Here is a 17,149-nt window from a genome sequence, read left to right on the forward strand (position 1 = left end):
CGAACCAAACCGTACGCTTTTTGTTTTAGGCCTGCCTAAACAGCGCCAATGGCCACCGGTACTCGCTCGGATGGCGAACGTGACTCCGAACCGGCTCCGAACCACGGACCCGAGATCGCAGTCTGTGAAAGCGGTCCCGACACGCTGGTGTTCATCGAATCCGGGAACACCGAGGGATGGATTTCGAGCACCCGTATCGTGGACGTCACTCGATGAGTTCCGGCTACAGAGAACGTCTACGGTAAAAAGTCGATAGCTACACTGGAACGCTCGAGGCGAACCGACGGGACGCCACTCGAGGCCCGACTCCGTCCGAGGTCCGCGCTACTTCGTCGCGGACTCGAGGACGAGGGTGTCGTCTTCGAGGTAGTGTTCGATGTGGTGGGTGTGTTCTTCGACTGTTTCGAGTTGCTCACGGAGCATCTGACTCGTCGCGTAGTCGCCGAGGCCCTCCGCGAGTTCGATGTGCTGTCGGTAGCTCTCGATGATGTCGCCCATCATCTCGAGGTCGTTGGCGAGCGAGGTCCGGACGTCGTAGACGTCTTCGTCTTCGGGTTCGACCGTCGCGTTGGCCGCGAGGGTCGTCATGCTGGCGTGTGGGACGCCACCGAGCGCTTGCAGTCGTTCGGCGAGTTCGTCGGCCGCGTCTTCGACGTCCTCGTAGACCTCCTGGAGGAAGACGTGGATATCGAGGAACTCCGCTCCTTCGACGTTCCAGTGGTGTTTGTGGAGTTGGTGGTAGAGGACGTACGCGTCGGCGAGGTCGGTATTGAGCGCGTCAACGATCTGTTCCGCCTTCTCCGTGTCGAGTCGAAGGGCGTTCTCTTCGACGGTGTCCGCAGGCTGTCGAGTGGTCTTTTGCGTGTTCATCACAGTTCGTAGTTGGTTCTCCCTCCTCTTATAACTTCTCAATTTACGAACAATTTTTCGTACTGCCTAAACCGTCTCTCACGCGAAGTGGAACGGTGATCGGCGAGGGAGAGACTGTCGTCGCTCTCGAAGCGAGACGGCTACCGACGCACGACGGACCGGCCGCGCTACGGCGCGAGTCCGGTCTCGCCTACTCGATTCGCGGCCCCGTCTCGTCGGTCCGGCCGGGAAGCTCGAGTTCGATCTCGAGTTCCGGCTCGTCCATCCCGTCGAAGTCGATCTCGAGGGAGACCGGGTCGCCGAACGCGAACGGGAGGACCCACTCGTCGTCGCCGATCGTGAGTTCCTCCCCGTCGCGAAGCTGTTCGCCGAGCGCGATGAGGAACTCGCCGGCGTCGCTCGCGTCGAGACGGTACTCCCGTTCGAAGTTGCGCCCGGCGCGGATCGTCGTTCGCTCGTCGGTGTCGGGTTGGTCGGCTGTCATCGTCCGTGGTACAGGGCACCGACGGATATGTCGTTCACGGTCGGTCCGTTCGAATCGCAGCGTCTCGATACCCGGATCGTTCACCCGCCGATGCTCTCGACCGGCCTCGAGGCACGACGCGAACCTATTTCACGCGCTGCCCACCAAACACGAGCCAATGGTTTCAGAACGCTTCGACGCGGAACAGTGGGAGCCGGTCGCGGACCTGAACGACGAGTTCGAGGACATCACCTATCATCGAGCGGTCGACTCCGGCACGGTCCGGATCGCCTTCGATCGGCCCGCGGTCCGCAACGCGTTCCGACCGGGAACGGTCGACGAACTGTACGACGCGCTCGACCACGCCAAACGCCAGACCGACGTGGGCTGTATCCTGCTGACGGGGAACGGCCCGTCGCCGAAAGACGACGGCTGGGCGTTCTGTTCCGGCGGAGATCAGACGATCCGCGGCGAGGACGGATATCAGTACGAGGGCGACGAGGAGCGGGCGTCGGAACAGGGGCGCCTGCACATTCTCGAGGTCCAGCGCCTGATTCGACACATCCCGAAGGTCGTCGTCGCCGTGGTGCCGGGCTGGGCCGTCGGCGGCGGCCACTCGCTGCACGTCGTCTGTGACCTCACGCTCGCGAGCGCGGAACACGCGAAGTTCCTCCAGACCGATCCCGACGTGGCCAGCTACGACGCCGGCTTCGGCTCGGCCTATCTCGCCAAACAGATCGGGCAAAAGAAGGCTCGAGAGGTGTTCTTCCTTGGAAAGACCTACAGCGCCGAGGAGGCCGCAGAGATGGGGATGGTCAACGAGGCGGTTCCGCACGAGGAACTCGAGGAGACGGCTCTCGAGTGGGGCGAGCGCATCAACGCCAAGAGTCCGACGGCGATGCGGATGCTCAAGTACGCGTTCAACATGACCGACGACGGCATGGTGGGCCAGCAGGTGTTCGCCGGCGAGGCGACGCGACTGGGCTACATGACCGACGAGGCGAAGGAGGGACGGGACGCGTTCGTCGAGGGTCGCGACCCCGAGTTCGACGACTACCCGTGGCACTACTGAACGTAGCGATTTGATCCGTCACCGTCGCGTGCGGCTGTGAACGTTTTGGGTCTATTCTTGTATCGAATGTCCGTCTCCGCTTGAGACACGTGCTGTCTCCTTGAGCGTACTGCTCATGCTGGCGGCGGGGATTTTCACGCCCTCCCCAACCGATTCACTCACTCCCTACGGTCGTTCGCTTATCCACAGGGAGACGCTTCGCGTCTTCCACGCAGTCGCTCGTTTCATCTGCTTACGGGCGCTATGCGCCCGTTCGCACGGTCCGCGGGACCTTCGGTCCCTCGCTACTCGCGACGACCTCGCGCACCTTCGTCGACGCACCCTCGTCGTGCTCGGGTGCGTCGTCAGCGCGCGCCACCGCAGAGTGTTTGACCGATCCAGGCAACTTCCTTGCCCAGTACTGCCCGCCGTCGCACTCGAGCACGCCCGCTCCATACCTCCGACCCGGTCGCGGTAGCATCGTCAGGAAGAGTAACGCTTTGGGTCTTCCAGCACCGAAACCCAGCCAGTGACACTCCCCGAACGGTCCGCGCTGTCCCGGCGGGACTACCTCCGGGCGCTGGTCGCCGTCGGCGGCGCGAGCGCGCTCGCCGCCTGTACCTCCGAGGGCGACGACATCGACGTGCCATCGGGCACGGACGACCCGTCGTCGCTCCCCGAGCGACAGCACGCCTGGAACGACGCCCTCACGCGGGACGACGACGGCAACGTGCGGCCGCCGGAACACCACGTCCTCGTTGCGCTCTCGCTCGTCGACGAGCCGACCGACGAGGCTCGAGCACAGGTCGAGGCCGCCCTGCAAGACCTCGAGCGCGCCTACGAGTGGAGCAACGAGGGGCTGCTCTTCACGCTCGGCTACACGCCGGCGTACTTCGACCGGTTCGACGGCTCACTACCCGACGAGATCGATCTCCCGGAGCCGGAAGCGATCGTGGGACAGGCCGACGAATTCGACGAGTTTGACGCCATCTTCCACCTCGCGAGCGATCACTCACAGGTCGTCCTCGAGGCCGAGGAGGGACTGTTCGGCGAGGGAGACGAACTCAACGGGCGCGAGATCGAGACGGATCTGACGGGCGTCTTCGAGCGCGTCGACGAGCACCGCCGAACCGGCTTCGTCGGTGCGGGACTCCCCGCGGAACACACCGACGTCTCGGGGGTTCCCGACTCCGTGCCGGCGGAGGCCCCGTTCTTCATGGGCTTTCGGTCCGGCTTCGCGGAGAATCAGGCCACCGAAAACCGAGTGACGATCGAAGCGGGGCCGTTCGCGGGTGCGACGACCCAACACGTCGAGTCGATGACCATCCAGCTCCGAACCTGGCTCGAGCAGGACAGCCACTATCAGCGGGTCGCGAAGATGTTCAGTCCGGAGCACGCAGACGAGAACCTGACCGGCGACATCGGCGAGGCGCTGGGGGCCTCGAGCGGGCTGACCGACGAGCGGATCGAGGCGACCGAGTCCGACGCTCGCGGCGGCGTCGTCGGCCACGCCCAGAAGGCCGCTCGAGCGAGAGAGGACGGCAATCCGCTGTTGCTCCGGCGCGATTTCAACACCGTCGACGGCGATACGCCGGGGCTTCACTTCCTCTCGCTGCAGGCCGGCATCGACGAGTTCGTCCGCGTTCGCGAGGCGATGGAGGGCGACGACCTCGGCGCGCCGAACGCGAACAACGGCATTCGGAGCTACGTCTTTCCGAATCGGCGGGGCAACTACCTGCTCCCGCCCCGGTCGCTGCGGGCGCTGCCGGCGGCGGATCCGGAGCGGGCGTAACGATCGACGACGGTCCACGGGACACGAGTACACAGATGCAACGACGCGATATCGATCGACGGGCGGTCGTCCGATTGGCGGGAGCGACGACCGAAACGCTCGCTCCTGCGGGCCGTTTGGGACGTGCCGACGACGGTGGACGAGTCGATTCGCTCACGGTCACGATCGACTCGCCGCTACGGGTGCCTCGCCAGCAGGAAGACGAGACGGCCGTTCTCGAGGGGGCGCCGATCGAACTAACGGGACCGGAGGACCGATGACGGGACCGACGTCGCCGCGCCGGTCTGGTGCCATCGCGCTGGTCGTCGCGTGTGCGCTCGTCGGTGCGCTGCTCGCTCCGGCGGCGGCGGTCACCGCCGGCGACAACGCGACGACGTTCCAGTTCGATCCGCACGAGATCGAGGCGGAGCCGGGTGAAACCGTGACGCTCGACCTCGTGGTGAGCACGCACGGCGGGTACGGCGGCGAAGGGATCGACGAACTCTCGATCGACCTCGAGTACGATCCGGATGCGCTGAGCGTCACGGACGTCGAGCACGGCCCGATGCTGACGGCGGGCAACGACGGCGCTGACGCGAACGGCTCAGCCGACGGCGACGACGCGACTGACGACGAGGGTTCGGCCACCGTCGACGGCTCGGCCGACATCGACAACGAACGCGGGACGGTGCGGATCGAACAGCAGCGCGAGCCCTCGGGTGACGGTGCCGTCGGGACGGATACGGCGGCGACCATCACGCTCGAGGTCGCCGAGGACGCGCCGTCGACGACGACCCTTGAGATCGACGAGGGCGAGGCGATCCTCGTGACCGGCTACCCGCAGGCGTCGCTCGAGCGAGACGCGACCATCACCGTCGACGACGGGGACGATACCGTCCCCGGGTTTACGGCGTTGCTGGCGGTCGCCGCGATCGTCGCGGCGATCATATTCTACAGCAGGCAGTAGCCCGCATTGGCCTCGAGAGGAGTGAATACCGCTGCAAACGACCGTCTGGTCGACTACCGGAACTGCCACCGAGGCTTTCCGATCGGCTGCAATGCCAACGTTGACACTCCCGCGAGTCGGACTCTCGAGCAATGAGTACGGCGGAGGTCGACATTTCACGGACGAAGGCGTGGTTGATGGCTGCACGCCCCCAGACCTTGCCCGCGGCGGCGGCGCCGATAATCGTCGCCACGGGACTCGCGGTCCACGAGGGCGTGTTCGCCCTGTTGCCGGCGGTGATGGCGTTCGTCGGGGCGGCGCTGATCCAGATCGGTACCAACTTCGCGAACGATTACTACGACGCGATCAAGGGCGCCGACACGGACGACCGGGAGGGCTTTACGCGGGTCACGCAGGCCGGGATCATCGAACCCGAACGGGTGAAACTGGCGACGATCGTCACGTTCGCGCTGGCGATCGCCACCGGAACGTATCTCGTCTATATCGGCGGCGTCCCGATTCTCGTCGTCGGACTGGTGAGCGTCCTCTGCGGCTGGGCGTACACCGGCGGCCCCTACCCGCTCGGCTACCACGGTCTCGGGGATCTGTTCGTCTTCGTCTTCTTCGGTATCGTCGCCGTGATGGGCACGTTCTACGTGCAGGCCGCGGCGACGGTCGCCGAGCCGCTTGCGACGGGGATTCCCGAGAGGACGGTGACGCGCGAGGCGTTCCTCGCGAGCCTGCCGGTCGCCGGGATTTCGACGGCGATTCTGGTCGTGAACAACGTTCGCGACCTCGAGACCGACGCCGAGACGGGCAAGCGCACGCTTGCGGTTCGACTCGGCTACCGGTGGAGTCGCGCCGAGTACGTGGCGCTGCTCGGACTCGCCTACGTTATTCCCGTCTGGCTCTGGGTCGACGAGGGGTTCGGCCCCGGCGCGTTGCTCCCGCTGGTCACGCTTCCCTACGCGGCCGTGATCGCCCGAACCGTCTGTACCCGAACCGACGGCGAGGCGCTCAACCCGGCGCTCGAGGGGACCGGGAAACTGCTGGCGATCTACGCGGCCCTGTTCGCCGCGGGGGTGGTACTGTGACCAACGACTGCGACTACGCTCGAGACCTCGAACTCGAGTATCGGCCGTTCTCGCTGTCGCTCTCCAGTCCGCTCGAGACGGCCGACGGGACGATCGAGTCTCGAGACGGGTTTCTCGTCCGAATCGTGGACGTGACGCTCCACGACGGCGACCCGGTGGTCGGCTACGGCGAGGCGACGCCGCTTCCCGGCTGGACGGAGTCCCGGGCGGACTGCGAGGCCGCCCTCGAGCGCGCAAGCACCGCGATCGAGACCGATCCCGACGCCGCGCTCGAGGCGGTCGAAGGACAGGTCGCCGCCAGACACGCGATCACGCTCGCTCTCGCGGACCTGCAGGCGACCCGCGAGTCGACGCCGCTGTACCGGTACATCGGCAAGGGACCGATGGTCGGCCGGGTGCCGGTGAACGCGACCGTCGGCGACGGCTCGCCCACCGAAACCGCGAGCGAGGCGGCCGCCGCCGTCGGGCGCGGGTTCGACTGCTGTAAGCTGAAGGTCGGCCGCAGGGACCTCGAGACGGATATCGAACGCGTGCGACGCACCCGCGAGGCGGTCGGTCCGGACGTCGAACTGCGGGTCGACGCGAACGAGGCCTGGACCTACGAGGAGGCGACGACCGCGCTCGAGGCGTTGGCTGATCTCGACGTCGCAATTCTCGAGCAACCGCTGCCCGCGGGGGCGCTCGAGGGCCACGCCGATCTTCGGAGGCAGGCGGGCGACGACGGCGTCGCGATCGCGCTGGACGAAGGGCTGCTCGAGCACGGCGTCGATGCGATCTGCGACGCGGCGGCGGCCGACGTGCTCGTCCTCAAACCGATGGCGCTCGGCGGGCTCGACGTCGCCCGGAAGGTCGCAGCCTGGGTCGGAATGCTCGAGGTCACGCCCGTCGTAACGACGACGATCGACGCGGTCGTCGCGAGGACCGGCGCGGTTCACCTCGCGGCGTCGATTCCGGACGTGCCGGCCTGCGGGGTGGCCACGGCGGAGTTGCTGGCCGAGGATCTGGGCCGGGATCCCGTCCTCCTCGAGAAGGGGTCGGCCGTCGTTCCGCAGGCGAAAGGGCTCGGCGTCGAGGGGGTGTGGCAGGAGTGATGGGCGCGCCGGACGAGTGGCCCACCCGGGACCTGCTGTCCCACCGCGCCTCGACGACGCCGGACGCGACGGCCGTGATCGACGCCGACGAGGGCGAATCGTGGACGTTCGGCGAGTTCGACCGTCGGGTCGATGTCGTCGCGAACCGGCTCGAGACGGTTCTCTCCGGTCCCGAGAGTGCTGCAGCCGATGCCGAGAGACGACTCGGCGTCCTGATGGAGACGCGAGTCGCGTTTGCCGAGGTCTATCTTGCTGCGATACGTCGCGGGGTCGCGGTCGTGCCGCTGAACGTCCGCGAGACGGCCGTCGAACTCGAGTCGAAAGCTCGTCGAACCGATCTCGACGCGATCGTCTGCGAATCCGAGACTGAGGACCTCGCGCTCGAGGTTACGGACCGTCCGATCGCCTCCGTCGACGACCCCGAACGTGACGGCGTCACCTCGCTGTTTTCGTCCCGCTCGAGAGGTGGCGCGGAGACGAGTCTCGCTCCGACTCCGCTCGAGCGCGACCGAACCCACCTGCTCATGTTCACGTCGGGGACTGCGGGCACCCCGAAGGGGGTTCGGCTGACGGTCGGTAACCTCGTCGCGAGCGCGGCCGCGTCGGCGTTCCGCCTCGGCGTCACGCCCGACGACCGGTGGCTGTGCTGTCTGCCAATGTACCACATGGGCGGGCTGGCTCCGGTCGTCCGCTCGGTCCTCTACGGCACGCCCGTCGTGATCCAGCGGGAGTTCGATCCCGCGGCGACTGCCGGCGTGATCGAAGAGTACGATATTTCCGGCGTCTCGCTCGTTCCCACGATGTGCAAACGGCTGCTCGACGCCGGCTGGAATCCGCCCGACTCGTTGCGATTCGTTCTGCTCGGCGGCGCGCCGGCCTCGAGCGACCTCCTCGAGCGCTGTCGAGCCGCTGACGTGCCGGTCTACCCGACCTACGGGATGACCGAGACGGCCTCCCAGATCGCGACGGCGACGCCCGCGGAGACGAGCACTCACGAGGGGACAGTCGGACAACCCCTCGTCTGCACCGACGTGACGGTCGTCGACGACGCCGGCGAGCGGGTTCCGGCCGGCGAGGCCGGCGAACTGGTCGTCTCCGGGCCGACGGTGACGCCGGGTTATCTCACCGAGGCGCAGACGGAAGCGGCGTTCGGCGAGTACGGGTTACACACCGGCGACATCGGCTATCGGGACGCGAACGGCCGACTGTGGGTGCTCAACCGTCGCAGCGACCGGATCGTCACCGGCGGCGAGAACGTCGATCCCGGCGCGGTGATCGAGGCGTTGCGCTCGTCTTCGCGGGTCGAGGACGCCGCGGTCGTCGGCCTCGAGGACCCCGAGTGGGGCGAACGGGTGGCTGCGCTCGTCGTGCTCGCCGACGGCGGTAGCGGGTCGACGGAGCCGAGGACGGTCGACCTCGAGTCGCTGCTCGAGCACTGTACCGAACGCCTCGCCGGGTTCAAACGGCCCAAGACGATCGCCGTCACCGACGCGCTCCCGCGGACGGCGTCGGGGACGGTCGATCGGGAGGCGGTTCGAGTGCGGTTGCTCGAGTCGGGAACCGACGTCTCGAAGCTGTCCTGATCGGCTATGGTAGCCACTGAAAGTCAATGCACACCTGATCGCAGGACTGCGTTGCGATCAGTGTGTAAATCGTTTCAGTTATTACTATAACGGCGACTGTAGCCGCCGGAACCGAAGTTAAGACGCTCGCACCCCTATCCTCGACCGTGTGTACACTCACCCTCGCCTGGCAGATCTTCGAGGACGCGCCGGTCGCGGTCGCCGCGAACAGGGACGAAGCGATCGAGCGGGAGGCGCTGCCGCCGGACGTTTATCGCGAGGATCCGCTCGTAGTCGCCCCGCGGGACGCAGAAGCTGGCGGCACGTGGATCGGCTACAACGAACGCGGCGTCTTCGCGGGAATCACGAACAAGTGGACCGCCGCTGAACTCGCAGCCGAGCGCTCGCGGGGCCTGCTCGTCGCGGACGTCCTCGAGGCCGAATCTGCCGCTGCGGGGGCCGCAGCTCTCGAGGATGCCGTCGCCGAGGACGAGTACGACGGCTTCTACCTCGTGATCGCCGACCAATCGGACGCCTACTGCTACTACTGGGACGGCGACCTCTCTCGAGTCGAGTTCGAACCCGGCGTACACGTCGTGGTCAACGTCGCCGTCGACGAGACCGTTGACGTGCCCTCGGTCCGACCCGACGTCGGCCGTCAGCAAGCCGACAACGCCCGCGCAGTTCGCGAGGCCCTGTCGGTCGAGGAGGGGAGCGACGAGTCAGTTTCGGCGTGGCTCGAGCGAGCCGGGACCGTGCTCGGCGACCACGAGTACGGCGTCTGCATTCACGAGAACGGCTTCGGAACGCGGTCGTCCTCGCTGATCGCCCTCGGCCCTGACGGCGGGCGGTACTCGTTCGCGGCCGGCCCGCCCTGCGAGACGGCGTACGAGCCGGTCGATCTCGAGGCCGCAGACAGCACGGAGACGGTCGGCATCGGCGGCGAGTGCGACGCCGAAGGGCACATTTAAGCGCCTCGCTCTATCTCATACGTACATGGACGCACCTCAGTCCCGAGCGACGAGCACGGAGTGGTGGTCACCGTGAGCGTTTCTACGATCGAAGCCGAACTCTCCGAGGACGAGCGCGCCGGACTCGAACTCGTCCGCGAAACCGGCGGGATCCACCAGAGCGACTTCTGGAAGGAACTGGACGTCTCCTCGCGGAAGGGGAGTCGAATCGTCGAGTCCCTCGTCGAGAAGGAACTGGTCGACCGAGAGGAGACGGTCTACGCCGGACACAACACCTATCACATCTCACCGACCGCTCGAGACCTCGACTTCACCCTGCTGATGGCCGGAGACATGTTGTCGCCGTTTATCGGCGAGGAGGAGGTCGATCCCAACAGCGACGCCTTCTCGCAGTGGATCATGAACCTCGCCTACGAGGAGTAGTTCGGCACTCGGTTTCACGGCCATCATTCGATTTCTCGAGTTCTATACTGAACGGCGGGATGACCGGATTATCGCCAGTGGATCAAAACAGCACCCGAACACCGCCTGTCAGTCGTACGGATCGAATCGCTCGATGAGGACGAACGGATCCCGTTCGCGGTTGTAGTAGGAGACGTCGCCGTCGATCGCTTCGATGAGGCGTCTGTGGACCTCGCGTGCGGCTCGCCCCTCGTCGGGTCCTAGGTGGTGACGACCGCGCATATCCGTCCAGAAGCCGCCGTCGAGCCAGAGCAACGTCTCGTCGTTGGACTGGTAGACAACCTCTCCGTTCTCCGTCAGACCACCGATCGCGAGCTGGCGACCGGAGAGCTGGGCCCGTGCGAGTACGGCGACGAGCTGGCGACGAGAGACCGGCGCGTGGAGCGCGACGTCGTCGATGGAGTCGCCGAAATACTCCTCGACGAGATCGCACGCGCGGGAGAACTCGTCGAATTCGACCTCGTGTTCTTGGGTAATCTTCATTGGACGATCACCGAGCGACCGGTTCGGTATGGGTACTGTTAGCAAAAACACTATAAAAATCTATCTTTCGATTCAGCGAGTGAGGCGCGCTCGAGTCAGGCGAGCGCACTTGCAGCCCGAATCAGGCGCTCCTCGCCGAAGGCCGGACCGACCAGCTGCAGGCCGACGGGGAGTCCGTCGGTTTCGCCGGCCGGCACCGAAATCGCGGGCAGGTCGGCGAGGTTTACTGGGACGGTGTTCGCGTCGGCAAGATACATCTGAAGCGGGTCGTCGAGGCTCTCGCCCAGTTCGAACGGCGGGACGGGCATCGTCGGCGACGCGAGCACGTCGGCTTCCGAAAGCGCCTCATCGAAGTCCTGTTTGACCCAGGCGCGGGCGTCCTGTGCCTTCTTGTAGTACTTGTCGTGGTAGCCAGCCGAGAGGGCGTACGTCCCGAGCAGGATGCGGCGTTTGACCTCGTCGCCGAAGCCTTCCTTGCGAGTCTGGGCGAAGCGCTCGTTCCAGTTGCCGTCGGCGTCGGCGTCGTGGCCGTAGCGAACGCCGTCGAACCGCGCGAGGTTCGAGGAGGCTTCGGACATCGCGATCACGTAGTAGGCCTCGACGGCGTGTTCGACCGACGGCAGCGAGACCTCGTGATACTCCGCGCCGCGGTCCTCGAGGTCGGCGATGGCGTCCCAGAACGTCTCGACGACGCCCTCGTCGGCCCCCTCGAGCAGTTCCGTCGGAACGCCGATGGAGAGGTCGTCGACGTCGCCGGTGGCGGCGTCGGCGTAGCTCGTGTCGTCCTCGACGGGTACCTCGCGTGTGGTCGCGTCCCGCTCGTCGTGTCCCGCAATCACGTCGAGCAGCGCTGCGGCGTCCTCGACGGTCTCGCCGAAGGGGCCGATCTGCTCGAGACTGTTGCCGTAGGCGACGAGTCCGTACCGCGAGACCAGCCCGTAGGTGGGTTTGATGCCGACGACGCCGCAGAACGCGGCGGGGCAACGAATCGAGCCGCCCGTGTCGGATCCGAGTGCGACGTCGGCTTCGCCCGCGGCGACGGCGGCGGCCGAGCCGCCCGAGGAGCCGCCGGGGACGTGGCCGGGTGCGGCGGGGTTTTCGGTCGAACCGAAGTGGGAGGTCTCGGTCGTCGACCCCATCCCGAACTCGTCCATGTTCGCCTTGCCGACGATGGTCGCGCCCGCGTCTTTCAGTCGGCTCACGACCGTCGCGTCGTACGGCGGGACGTACTCGGCGAGCATCTTCGACCCGCAGGTCGTCCGGACGCCCTCGGTCGAAATGTTGTCCTTGACAGCGACGGTCGTGCCGGCGAGCGGACCGTCGTCGTCGCCGTCGATAGTTTCCTCGGTGATGAAAATATTGTCCTCGCTGAGGGATATCTCTTGAGTCATGATCAGGAAACGTTCGGCCCCTTGAAGTAGCCGTCCTCGGTCTCGGATGCGTTCTCGAGTGCCGCCTCGCGGTCGAGGGAGTCGCGCTCCTCGTCCGGCCGCATCACGTTCGTCAGGTCGGCCTCGCGGTCGACCTCGGGCACCTCGTCCAGCGTCTCGAAGTACTCGAGGATGTCCGCGAACTGTCGCGTGAACTGGTCGACCTCGTCGTCCGCGAGGTCGACGCGAGCCAACTCCGCGACGTGGCGGACCTCCTCGTCACTGACGGCGTCGCTCATGGGTGCACGCACTGGCCAGCGGGGAGTAAGGGTTTCGATACGTTCACCGGCCGGTCTCAAATTCCGCTTTCGCCCGAAGATCCCGCGATCGGGCACACACGTCGGCGATCAGCTGTCGGAAGCGGTAGACACGTTCGACAGTCTCACAGGATACTCTACCATTCATCTCACGACACGATCGAAGAATTTAAGCGTCGGCGGTTCATCTGTGTATGTCACGATAGCACGTTTTCCAGCGAGCGTTGTGATCGATTTCCAACACAATGTCAGATACCACCATCCAAACACGGAGCGGTGAGCGACGTCAGCAGGAGTCCGAAGAGTCACCAGAACGGTCGAGCGAGCGAGAGGAGTGTCCCGAATGCGGCGGACGCCTCGTTTCCGACACCGAGCACGCGGAGACGGTCTGCGACGATTGCGGCCTCGTCGTCGAGGAAGGTGAGATCGACCGCGGCCCCGAGTGGCGTGCGTTCGACGCCGGCGAGAAGGACGAAAAGTCCCGCGTCGGCGCGCCCACGACGAACATGATGCACGACCAGGGGCTGTCGACCAACATCGGCTGGCAGGACAAAGACGCCTACGGTCGGTCGCTTTCGAGCCGTCAGCGCCAGAAGATGCAGCGGCTTCGCACCTGGAACGAGCGCTTTCGCACCCGCGATTCGAAAGAGCGCAACCTGAAACAGGCGCTCGGCGAGATCGACCGGATGGCCAGCGCGCTCGGCCTCCCGGAGAACGTCCGCGAGACCGCCAGCGTAATTTATCGGCGGGCCCTCGAGGAGGATCTCCTTCCGGGCCGCTCGATCGAGGGCGTCGCGACGGCCTCGCTGTACGCCTCCGCACGGCAGGCGGGAACCCCCCGGTCACTCGACGAGATCTCGGCCGTTTCCCGCGTCGAGAAGGACGAAGTGGCACGCACCTACCGCTACGTCGTTCGGGAACTCGGTCTCGAGGTCAAGCCCGCCGATCCCGAACAGTACGTGCCGCGCTTCGCGAGCGACCTCGACCTCTCGGACGAAACCGAGCGGCGCGCACGGAGCCTGCTCTCCACCGCGAAAGAAAAGGGAATCCACAGCGGTAAGTCGCCGGTCGGCCTCGCCGCCGCCGCGGTCTACGCTGCGGCGCTTCTCACGAACGAGAAGGTCACCCAGAACGACGTCAGCGAGGTTGCGAGCATTTCCGAGGTCACCATCCGCAATCGGTACCACGAGTTGCTCGAGGCCGAAGAGGGCGCGCCGGCCTGATCGGTTCACGGGTCGACTGCTCTCTCGACGCCGATTTCCGCGCTCGTCAACAGTCGATTGTCGCGAGTTATTCCGACACTAACCGCTTCGAACCAATTATAGTCTGTCCATAGTGAATATACGCCTTCGCTACGTGTCGGGTATGAGCTGTGACAACTGTCCGTCGGAGGAGGTCGCCTACACCTTGACGACTCACGTGTCGGATAGCCCCGGCGAGCAGATCGATCTGCACTTCTGTTCGAACGAGTGCCTGCGCGTTTGGACGTGACCGAGTCCCCGACTGTTCGCAAGCGGTGTCCGTCAGTCGATCGGAACTGGAAACGAACGAGCGTCGATCGGGCGACTCTCACAGGTCGTCATAGATCTCGGGATTCGGCTCGCCCTGGACGTCGATGACGCCGATCATCCCCCAACGGATTTGACGCACCGCGTGGCCAGTGTACGTATGGCTTCGAGCACGTCAGCGCACCTCGAGACGGCCGCGGAACTCCCGTCGTCGCTCGAGGTTGAATCGACGGTCCAACCCGTCAACGGAATCGAGCTACACGTCGTCGCGGCCGGCGACGAAGCGGATCCGCTGGTCGTTCTCCTACACGGCTTTCCGGAGTTCTGGTACGGCTGGCGACACCAGATCAAACCGCTCGTCGACGCCGGCTATCGCGTGCTCGTTCCCGACCAGCGGGGCTACAACCTGAGCGAAAAGCCTGAGGGCGTGCGACCGTACCGGACCAGGGAGTGCTCGCGGGACGTCGTCGAGCTGATCGCGAGCGAGGGCCGTGATAGCGCTCGCGTCGTCGGCCACGACTGGGGCGGTGCGGTGGCCTGGGACCTCGCGCTCCGACACCCCGAAGTCGTCGATCGGCTCGCAATCGTCAACGCGCCACATCCGGTCGTCTACCGCCACCACCTGCTCTCGAACCCGGAGCAGCTGCGCCGGAGCTGGTACGCGTTTACCTTCCAGCTACCGTGGCTCCCCGAACTCGCCTCCCGCGCCGGAAACTTCGCGCTGCTCGAGCGAGCGCTCACTGAGGTGGCCGCCCCGGGTACCTTCAGTGACGCCGATCTCGACCGATACCGCTGCGCCTGGCGGCAAGATGGGGCGCTCACGGCGATGCTCAACTGGTATCGGGCGGCCGCCCGATACCCGCCGACGGTTCCTCGAGAACGGGTCGAGGTTCCGACGCTGATCGTCTGGGGCACGGACGACGTCGCGTTGACGACCGAACTGGCGATCGACGCCGACCAGTACTGCGACCACAGTCGGCTCGAACTCCTCTCAGAGACGAGCCACTGGGTGCAGCACGAACGGCCGGAGCGATTGACGGAACTGCTGCTCGAGTCGTTCGCCAACGGGCCGTAAGCTGCCAGCCCCGACTGGCCCCCGGACTCACTCCGCCCAGATGGCGGTCACGACCTCGTTCTCGTACTCGACGGTTTCGAACGCGTAGCCACGGTCCTCGAGTTTCGGGTAGAGGAACTGCGGGACTCGGTCGTTGCGCTGGATCAGGACGGTCTCGTCGGGACGATCAGCGAGCGTCTCGAGGGTCTTCGCGAGCGGTTCGGGCGGGCCGAGCGAGCGCACGTCGAGGATCTCCCGCGGTCGGTCGCTCGGCGCATCGGTCCGCTCGAGGACGGTATCGGAGGACTGCATACGCGGTGGTTCGCGACGACGCTACCTCGGTTTCGTCCCGTACGTGTTCGGTCGCACGGTAGAAGTGCGAACGGGGGTGTGGGTGGTGTGTCGTGTTACCCCGGTCGTGGTGTCAGGCGATCGCTTTCGGGAACCAGGCGACGAACTCCTCGGGACCGACGCGTTCGACCTCGTAGCCGTCGGCGTCGAACGCGTCGACTTCGGCCTGGAACTCGTAAAACAACGGCTTGGGCTCGTGATCGTTGACGATCGTCAGCGTCTCGCCTGGCTCGAGGTCGTCGAACGCCTCGTGGATTTTCGGATGGCGGTTCACCGGTGGGATCTCCCGGACGTCGAGTTTCGTCATGCAACTTGTTCTGCGGAACGCGGCCGCAAGGATATTCGTTCGAACGTGTTCGGCCCTCGAACTCTCGTCGAGGGACCACTCGCCCTCGGGCCACGCTACGCGCGTTCGATACGGACGTACCAGACGCCGTCGCGCTGGTCGCTCTCGTGGGTGAACCCGCGGGCCTCGAGGACCTCGTACAGCGGCTTCGGTTCGAACGGTGCGATCAGTCGCAGCCGGCCGTCGGCCGCGAGCGACTCGAGTGCAGCCACGATGTCGTCGAACGGCGGGCCGTCGATCTCGCGGACGTCGAGCGTCGTCTCGGTGGCGGTGTGTTCGGGTGCCATACGTCGAGAATCGGCGCGAACCACGGTGGAGATTCGGGCGAACGTGTTCGAACGTTCCGCATTCCCACGGGCTGGGAACGGTCGCGAATATATTCGATGGCACGGGTACATACTGCTACACGGAACACGTTCCTATGGCTCAGGCGACACTCACAATCACGATGCCCGAACAGGTCTGGATTCAACAGCTCTCGACGGCGTATCCGACAGCGAGCTTTCGAGTGCTGGCCGCGGTCCCCGGCTCCGAGACCGGCTTCGCCCTCGTCCGGATCGCCGGCCCTGAGGTCGCCGATATCGTCGAGGAGATGCGCGACCACCCCCAGATTACCGAACTCTCGCTCGCCCAGTGGAGCGAGAACGAAGTGACCGTTCACTTCGAGACGACCGCCCCGCTGTTGCTTTTCTCGTCGCGAGACTCCGGAATGCCGATCGAACTCCCCGTCGAGATCGTCGACGGCGAGGCGACGGTCGAGGTGACCGGCTCGCGGAATCGGCTCGCCGAACTCGCCGAACAACTCGAGCACTTCGGGCTCGGATATCGGATCGAACACGTCCGCGAGCGGCTCCACGAGAGCCAGTTGCTCTCGGACCGACAGCTCGAGGTCGTCGTCGCCGCCGTCGATGAGGGCTACTACGACACGCCTCGACGCAGTTCGCTGACGGAGCTCGCTGGGCATCTCGACATCGCGAAATCGACCTGCAGCGAGACGCTCCACCGGGCGGAGGAAGCGATCATCAAGCGGTTCGTCGAGGATCTGCCGAGCGTCGACACCGAGGAGACGGTCGAGGACCCGCTCGCGAGTGGTTGATCAGTCGGCCCGCCGCGCCAAGACGAGCAGTGCCGTCGTGTCCGCCTGTGCTTTCGGAGAAATCTCCTGTGCCCCGTCGAATCTGACGACGTCACCCTCTCGGACATCGTACTCGTCGTCACCGAGTGACACCGTGAGGTGGCCCTCAAGGACGTGCAAAACGATTTTTCGGTCTGGATGTTGATGCGTCGGAATCCGCTCACCGTCGGCAAGCGCCAGTCGAATCGTCTGCGGTTCGCCGTCGAACAGGTGTGCGTGGGGTGTTTCCTCGAGGAAATCGAGACGGCGTCGTTCCGTCGGCGACGGTGGTCGATCGGTCATACTCGAATCTGAGCGTTCCTCG

Annotated in this window: 22 protein-coding genes; 13 read left to right on the forward strand and 9 right to left on the reverse strand. The window is 65.7% G+C overall.

The features are described from left to right. Positions 1-324 precede the first annotated feature (324 nt). The gene (dpsA, locus tag ACSFC5_RS10200; RefSeq protein WP_440765144.1) at positions 325-870 is read right to left on the reverse strand and encodes a DNA starvation/stationary phase protection protein DpsA; all 546 of its coding nucleotides are present in this window, start codon (positions 868-870) and stop codon (positions 325-327) included. A 190-nt stretch (positions 871-1,060) separates the two neighbouring features. Next, the gene (locus tag ACSFC5_RS10205) at positions 1,061-1,354 is read right to left on the reverse strand and encodes an amphi-Trp domain-containing protein (RefSeq protein ID WP_440765145.1); all 294 of its coding nucleotides are present in this window, start codon (positions 1,352-1,354) and stop codon (positions 1,061-1,063) included. 157 nt (positions 1,355-1,511) lie between these two features. Here ACSFC5_RS10205 and ACSFC5_RS10210 point away from each other — a divergent pair, with 157 nt between their 5' ends. The 9 genes from ACSFC5_RS10210 to ACSFC5_RS10250 all read left to right on the forward strand — a co-directional run bounded on the left by ACSFC5_RS10210 (position 1,512) and on the right by ACSFC5_RS10250 (position 10,242). Next, the gene (locus tag ACSFC5_RS10210; protein WP_440765146.1) at positions 1,512-2,405 is read left to right on the forward strand and encodes a 1,4-dihydroxy-2-naphthoyl-CoA synthase; all 894 of its coding nucleotides are present in this window, start codon (positions 1,512-1,514) and stop codon (positions 2,403-2,405) included. 508 nt (positions 2,406-2,913) lie between these two features. Further along, positions 2,914-4,176, forward strand: a complete 1,263-nt coding sequence (locus ACSFC5_RS10215; protein WP_440765147.1) for a DUF7405 family protein — start codon at positions 2,914-2,916, stop codon at positions 4,174-4,176. Positions 4,177-4,211: 35 nt separating this feature from the next. After that, positions 4,212-4,436, forward strand: coding sequence for a hypothetical protein (locus ACSFC5_RS10220; protein ID WP_440765148.1), 225 nt, complete (start codon positions 4,212-4,214; stop codon positions 4,434-4,436). Then, positions 4,433-5,122 (forward strand): cohesin domain-containing protein, encoded by a 690-nt coding sequence (locus ACSFC5_RS10225; RefSeq protein WP_440765149.1) that lies wholly within the window; start codon positions 4,433-4,435, stop codon positions 5,120-5,122. Before ACSFC5_RS10220 ends, ACSFC5_RS10225 begins: the two co-directional genes overlap by 4 nt. Positions 5,123-5,253: 131 nt before the next feature. Then, positions 5,254-6,195, forward strand: coding sequence for a 1,4-dihydroxy-2-naphthoate polyprenyltransferase (locus tag ACSFC5_RS10230; RefSeq protein ID WP_440765150.1), 942 nt, complete (start codon positions 5,254-5,256; stop codon positions 6,193-6,195). Further along, positions 6,192-7,286 (forward strand): mandelate racemase/muconate lactonizing enzyme family protein, encoded by a 1,095-nt coding sequence (locus ACSFC5_RS10235; RefSeq protein ID WP_440765151.1) that lies wholly within the window; start codon positions 6,192-6,194, stop codon positions 7,284-7,286. Before ACSFC5_RS10230 ends, ACSFC5_RS10235 begins: the two co-directional genes overlap by 4 nt. Further along, positions 7,286-8,869 (forward strand): class I adenylate-forming enzyme family protein, encoded by a 1,584-nt coding sequence (locus ACSFC5_RS10240; RefSeq protein WP_440766298.1) that lies wholly within the window; start codon positions 7,286-7,288, stop codon positions 8,867-8,869. The genes ACSFC5_RS10235 and ACSFC5_RS10240 overlap by 1 nt, the downstream gene beginning before the upstream one ends. Positions 8,870-9,015: 146 nt before the next feature. After that, the gene (locus ACSFC5_RS10245; RefSeq protein WP_440765152.1) at positions 9,016-9,819 is read left to right on the forward strand and encodes an NRDE family protein; all 804 of its coding nucleotides are present in this window, start codon (positions 9,016-9,018) and stop codon (positions 9,817-9,819) included. A 72-nt stretch (positions 9,820-9,891) separates the two neighbouring features. Further along, positions 9,892-10,242, forward strand: coding sequence for a helix-turn-helix transcriptional regulator (locus ACSFC5_RS10250; protein ID WP_440765153.1), 351 nt, complete (start codon positions 9,892-9,894; stop codon positions 10,240-10,242). 108 nt (positions 10,243-10,350) lie between these two features. On the opposite strand, the gene ACSFC5_RS10255 is transcribed toward ACSFC5_RS10250, so the two are convergent. From ACSFC5_RS10255 to gatC, 3 genes are all read right to left on the reverse strand, one after another. After that, complete coding sequence (locus ACSFC5_RS10255) at positions 10,351-10,764, reverse strand: DUF8048 family protein (RefSeq protein ID WP_440765154.1); 414 nt, start codon at positions 10,762-10,764, stop codon at positions 10,351-10,353. Positions 10,765-10,859: 95 nt separating this feature from the next. After that, a complete protein-coding gene (gatA, locus tag ACSFC5_RS10260; protein ID WP_440765155.1) occupies positions 10,860-12,155 on the reverse strand; it encodes an Asp-tRNA(Asn)/Glu-tRNA(Gln) amidotransferase subunit GatA in 1,296 nt (431 codons plus the stop codon). Positions 12,156-12,157: 2 nt separating this feature from the next. Next, positions 12,158-12,433: an Asp-tRNA(Asn)/Glu-tRNA(Gln) amidotransferase subunit GatC gene (gatC, locus tag ACSFC5_RS10265; protein WP_440765156.1), complete on the reverse strand. Its 276-nt coding sequence runs from the start codon at positions 12,431-12,433 to the stop codon at positions 12,158-12,160. 263 nt (positions 12,434-12,696) lie between these two features. Between gatC and ACSFC5_RS10270 the strand changes: the two genes are divergently transcribed. The 3 genes from ACSFC5_RS10270 (at position 12,697) to ACSFC5_RS10280 (ending at position 15,034) form a co-directional block, all read left to right on the forward strand. Then, entirely contained in the window at positions 12,697-13,674 is a 978-nt protein-coding gene (locus tag ACSFC5_RS10270) for a transcription initiation factor IIB (RefSeq protein WP_440765157.1), read from the forward strand. Positions 13,675-13,816: 142 nt separating this feature from the next. Continuing rightward, entirely contained in the window at positions 13,817-13,942 is a 126-nt protein-coding gene (locus ACSFC5_RS10275; protein WP_440765158.1) for a hypothetical protein, read from the forward strand. 177 nt (positions 13,943-14,119) lie between these two features. Next, positions 14,120-15,034, forward strand: coding sequence for an alpha/beta fold hydrolase (locus ACSFC5_RS10280; RefSeq protein WP_440765159.1), 915 nt, complete (start codon positions 14,120-14,122; stop codon positions 15,032-15,034). A 27-nt stretch (positions 15,035-15,061) separates the two neighbouring features. Here ACSFC5_RS10280 and ACSFC5_RS10285 read toward each other — a convergent pair whose 3' ends face one another. The 3 genes from ACSFC5_RS10285 to ACSFC5_RS10295 all read right to left on the reverse strand — a co-directional run bounded on the left by ACSFC5_RS10285 (position 15,062) and on the right by ACSFC5_RS10295 (position 15,997). Continuing rightward, positions 15,062-15,325 (reverse strand): DUF2249 domain-containing protein, encoded by a 264-nt coding sequence (locus ACSFC5_RS10285; RefSeq protein WP_440765160.1) that lies wholly within the window; start codon positions 15,323-15,325, stop codon positions 15,062-15,064. A gap of 112 nt (positions 15,326-15,437) precedes the next feature. Next, the gene (locus ACSFC5_RS10290; RefSeq protein WP_440765161.1) at positions 15,438-15,671 is read right to left on the reverse strand and encodes a DUF2249 domain-containing protein; all 234 of its coding nucleotides are present in this window, start codon (positions 15,669-15,671) and stop codon (positions 15,438-15,440) included. 95 nt (positions 15,672-15,766) lie between these two features. Then, positions 15,767-15,997, reverse strand: coding sequence for a DUF2249 domain-containing protein (locus ACSFC5_RS10295; protein ID WP_440765162.1), 231 nt, complete (start codon positions 15,995-15,997; stop codon positions 15,767-15,769). 134 nt (positions 15,998-16,131) lie between these two features. Between ACSFC5_RS10295 and ACSFC5_RS10300 the strand changes: the two genes are divergently transcribed. Then, positions 16,132-16,806, forward strand: a complete 675-nt coding sequence (locus ACSFC5_RS10300) for a helix-turn-helix domain-containing protein (protein WP_440765163.1) — start codon at positions 16,132-16,134, stop codon at positions 16,804-16,806. Here the strand turns inward: ACSFC5_RS10300 and ACSFC5_RS10305 are convergent, their stop codons facing one another. Further along, entirely contained in the window at positions 16,807-17,127 is a 321-nt protein-coding gene (locus tag ACSFC5_RS10305; protein ID WP_440765164.1) for a cupin domain-containing protein, read from the reverse strand. Between the last annotated feature and the right edge of the window lie 22 nt (positions 17,128-17,149).

The organism is Natronorubrum marinum, from assembly GCF_052040125.1.
GTDB lineage: Archaea > Halobacteriota > Halobacteria > Halobacteriales > Natrialbaceae > Natronorubrum.